This window comes from Sneathiella sp., assembly GCF_041689005.1.
In the GTDB taxonomy this organism is placed as follows: domain Bacteria; phylum Pseudomonadota; class Alphaproteobacteria; order Sneathiellales; family Sneathiellaceae; genus Sneathiella.
On sequence record NZ_JBDNHC010000034.1, the window covers coordinates 1 to 4,155 of the forward strand.

General features: G+C 58.1%; 4 protein-coding genes. 3 read left to right on the forward strand and 1 reads right to left on the reverse strand.

The annotated features are described in order from the left end of the window. On the reverse strand, positions 1 to 633 hold a 633-nt coding region (locus ACESNI_RS04335), incomplete at its 3' end, for a formate--tetrahydrofolate ligase (protein ID WP_373085248.1). Between the two features lie 272 nt (positions 634 to 905). Here ACESNI_RS04335 and ACESNI_RS04340 point away from each other — a divergent pair. The 3 genes from ACESNI_RS04340 to ACESNI_RS04350 form a co-directional block, all read left to right on the forward strand. Beyond that, positions 906 to 2,156 carry a sarcosine oxidase subunit beta family protein gene (locus ACESNI_RS04340; RefSeq protein WP_373085249.1) on the forward strand — a complete coding sequence of 417 codons (1,251 nt, stop codon included), beginning with the start codon at positions 906 to 908 and terminating at the stop codon, positions 2,154 to 2,156. 12 nt (positions 2,157 to 2,168) lie between these two features. After that, complete coding sequence (locus ACESNI_RS04345) at positions 2,169 to 2,468, forward strand: sarcosine oxidase subunit delta (protein ID WP_373085250.1); 300 nt, start codon at positions 2,169 to 2,171, stop codon at positions 2,466 to 2,468. Continuing rightward, the coding region (locus ACESNI_RS04350; RefSeq protein WP_373085251.1) for a 2Fe-2S iron-sulfur cluster-binding protein at positions 2,465 to 4,155 on the forward strand (1,691 nt) is incomplete at its 3' end. The genes ACESNI_RS04345 and ACESNI_RS04350, both read left to right, overlap by 4 nt.

Consider the following 4,155-nt stretch of genomic DNA (forward strand, 5'->3'; position numbering starts at 1 on the left):
CATCACTTCCGAGGCAACGGTAATATCGAAATGATCCTCGCGCGGAAATCCATCGGCAATGCCGCCAAGGCTGTTGACAATATTGCGCAACGCCCGGTCATTCATGTCAACAACGCGCCGCCAGATAATCCGCCGCTCGTCCAGACCAAGCTGGTTACCCCAATAGATATGATTGTCAACGAGCGCCGCCAGCAGGTTGTTGGTAACCCCGATGGCGTGGAAATCTCCCGTGAAATGCAGGTTGATATCGGTCATCGGCACGACCTGCGCATAACCACCACCGGCGGCACCACCCTTCATGCCGAAGCAGGGGCCGAGCGAGGGCTCCCGCAGGCAGATCATGGCTTTCTTGCCAATCCGGTTAAGGCCATCCCCCAATCCCACGGTTGTTGTTGTCTTTCCCTCTCCGGCGGGCGTCGGCGTCATCGCCGTAACCAAAATAAGCTTGCCGTCAGGCCGGTCTTTCAGGGTCTTGATATAGTCGAGCGAGAGCTTCGCCTTATAGTGACCATAGGGTTCCAGATTATCGATATCGATCCCGAGGCTTTCCTGCGCCACCTCGGCAATCCGTTTCATTGAGGCGGCCTGAGCGATATCGATGTCGGATTTGGGCTTTTGATGCTGGTCAGTCATGGTGCTGTAATTCACCCTCTAAGTCGCCGCCTCTTGTGGGCGGCATGCTCCCTATTCCCCCTGTCACAGTGGCTGTCCTTAAATTCGCTGGCTATTCATGAAACGACGTAAATTCTTCAGCATGCGGTTAGCGGTAAAGACGTTGCTTGCGAATGTCGCTAATATTCTACTAAATGACAGTTGGTGACGGATTTGAGAGTGGTTAAGATGGCACATTCCATATGCTGACAGACTGCTCCGGCAGGCCTCATTTGATGAAACGGGACGGTTGTATGGTCAAATATTCAATTCTTTCGATTGCCCGCAACGCCCTCAGTAATCATAAAAACTGGCCAGTCCAGTGGCGGAGCCCGGAACCGAAGCCTGAGTATGAGGTGATTATTATCGGCGGCGGCGGCCATGGTCTGGCGACCGCCTATTATCTTGCGAAAGAGCACGGCATCACCAATGTCGCGGTTCTGGAGAAGGGGTGGCTTGGCGGGGGCAATACGGCACGAAATACGACAATTGTCCGCTCCAACTATCTCTGGGATGAAAGTGCCGCGATTTATGAGAAATCGCTGCAACTCTGGGAAGGCCTGTCTCAGGATATTAACTATAACGTAATGTTGAGCCAGCGCGGCGTCCTCAATCTTGCTCATAACCTCGGCGATGTCCGCGAGGGTGTACGCCGGGTCAATGCCAACCGGTTGAACGGGGTCGATGCCGAATGGCTGGATGCGGAAGGCGTGAAGGAATTCTGCCCGATCATCAATATATCGAAAGAGACACGTCACCCGGTTTTGGGCGCCACCCTGCAACGGCGCGGCGGCGTCGCCCGCCATGACAGTGTCGCCTGGGGCTATGCCCGCGCCGCCGATGCCCGCGGCGTTGATATTATCCAGAACTGTGAGGTGAGTGGTATCCGGCGGCAGGGCGGCAGGGTCGTTGGGGTTGACACCAGCCGGGGATTTATCGGCGCTAAAAAGGTAGCCATAGTGACGGCGGGGCATAGTTCCGTTGTCGCAAATATGGCCGGTCTGCGCCTGCCCGTGGAGAGCCATCCGTTGCAGGCGCTCGTCTCTGAGCCGATCAAGCCGGTTATCGACTGTGTTGTCATGTCGGGCGCGGTGCATGTCTATGTCAGCCAGTCCGATAAGGGCGAACTTGTTATGGGGGCGGGGGTCGACAGCTATAATTCCTACGGGCAGCGCGGCAGCTTCCATGTGATTGAGCATCAACTGGGGGCCTGTCTTGAGCTTTTCCCTATCTTTAGCCGGGTTCGGATGATGCGCAGCTGGGGCGGGATCGTTGATGTTTGCCCCGATGCCTCGCCGATTATCTCGAAAACCCCGGTTGAAGGGCTTTACATCAATTGCGGCTGGGGAACCGGCGGGTTCAAGGCGACGCCGGGATCGGGTTGGAGCTTTGCCCATACGGTTGCCCGCAATGAGCCGCACCCGCTCAATGTTCCGTTCAGTCTCAACCGGTTTGAAAGCGGCGCGCTCATCGACGAGCATGGTGCCGCCGCCGTCGCACATTAGAGGGGAAAATTTATGCTGAATATTGACTGCCCCTGGTGCGGCAAGAGACATGAAACCGAATTTCATTATGGCGGAGAGGCCCATATCGCCCGTCCCGACGATCCCGCGTCCCTTTCGGATGCGGAATGGGCGGACTTCTTGTTCATGCGACGGAATATAAAAGGGCCCTTCGCTGAACGCTGGTGCCATAGCAATGGCTGTCGCCGCTGGTTCAATGTCATCCGCAATACCGCGAGCCATGAAATTCTCGCGACCTATAAAATGGGGGGCACGCCGCCGGATCTTTCACCGGACAAAGGAACAAAAGCATGAGCGGCAGTTTTCGGACCCCGGCGGGGGGGCGCATCAATCGGGACAAGCTGCTTCGCTTCAGCTTCAATGACCGGAGCTATACGGGCTATGAGGGGGATACACTGGCCTCGGCCCTGCTTGCCAACGGGGTGCACCTTTTGGGGCGGAGTTTCAAGTATCACCGGCCGCGGGGCATCGTTGCCGCCGGGGCAGAAGAGCCGAACTCCATGGTGCAACTCGACACGGGCGCGACGACGGAGCCTAATATCCGAGCGACTCAGATCTCCCTTTATGAAAGCCTGACCGCCAGCAGCGTTAATGTCTGGCCGTCGGTTGAGTTCGATGTCAGCGCCGTCAACGGCCTGTTCGCCAAGATTTTCACCGCCGGGTTTTATAACAAGACCTTCATGTGGCCGCGCGCCATGTGGATGCGGCTTTACGAGCCGGTGATCCGCCGCGCCGCGGGCTGGGGCAAGGCACCGACGGTCAAGGACCCCGACGTCTATGATCACATGCATCTGCATGTGGATGTCATGGTGGTTGGCGCAGGCCCCGCCGGGCTTGCGGCGGCGCTTGCTGCGGGCCGCGCTGGTGCCCGGGTTGTCCTGGTCGATGAACAAAGCGAATTTGGCGGCAGCCTGCTTTCGCTCACGCGGCAGATCGACGGTCTCGACGCGGTGGACTGGATCGCCGCCGCCCGCGCAGAACTTGAGGCTATGGATGACGTTACCCTGCTCCCGCGCGCGACCGCTTTCGGCTATTATGATCAGAATTATCTCTGTGTGCTGGAACAGAAAACCGACCATCTGCCGCAGGCGCAGCGGGCAGGTAAAGTGCGACAACGGGTCTGGCATGTCCGCGCGGCAGAGGTGGTACTGGCCACCGGCGCCCATGAACGGCCACTTGTGTTTGCCAATAATGATCGTCCGGGGATTATGCTTGCAGGGGCCGTGCAGACGTATGTTAACCGTTACGGCGTCCTGCCCGGCAAGAACATGGTGCTGTTCACGAATAATGACGCCGCCTACGAGACGGCAATAGATATGCAAGCCGCCGGGGCGAAGATCGCAGCGATTGTCGATTGCCGACGGGAGACTAGCAGCGAGCTCGCGGATGAGGCCCGGGCCCTTAACATCAGGGTTCTGAACGGACACGCGATTACCGGGGTGAAGGGCGGCAAACGCGTCTCCGCCGTCGAGGTCCGGAAAATCCAGGCCGGGGCGAAGGTCTATACCTCTGTGGCGGAGATGATTGACTGTGATCTGGTGGCGATGTCCGGCGGCTGGAGTCCCGTGGTGCATTTGTTCAGCCAGTCACAGGGCAAGCTTCAGTATCGGGAGGAACAGGCCTGTTTCGTTCCCGGAACCCCGGTTCAGGCGCAGGGATTTGCCGGCGCGATCACCGGAAACTTCGCGCTTTCTGACTGCCTGGTTGAGGGCAATGCGGCGGGAATGAAAGCCGCGCAAAAAACTGGCTTTGACTCCGTGAAGGAAGAGGTCTCCTTTGCCGTGGAGGAGCCGGATATAGGGACGATAGAGCCTTACTGGATTGTCCCCGGCGCCCGCCCGATCGGCGAAGGAACGGCCAAGCATTTCGTTGATCTGCAGAATGACACGACAGCGGCGGATATCGAGCTCGCGGTGCGCGAGGGCTTTGAATCCATCGAGCATATAAAACGCTATACGCTGACAGGGTTCGGGACCGATCA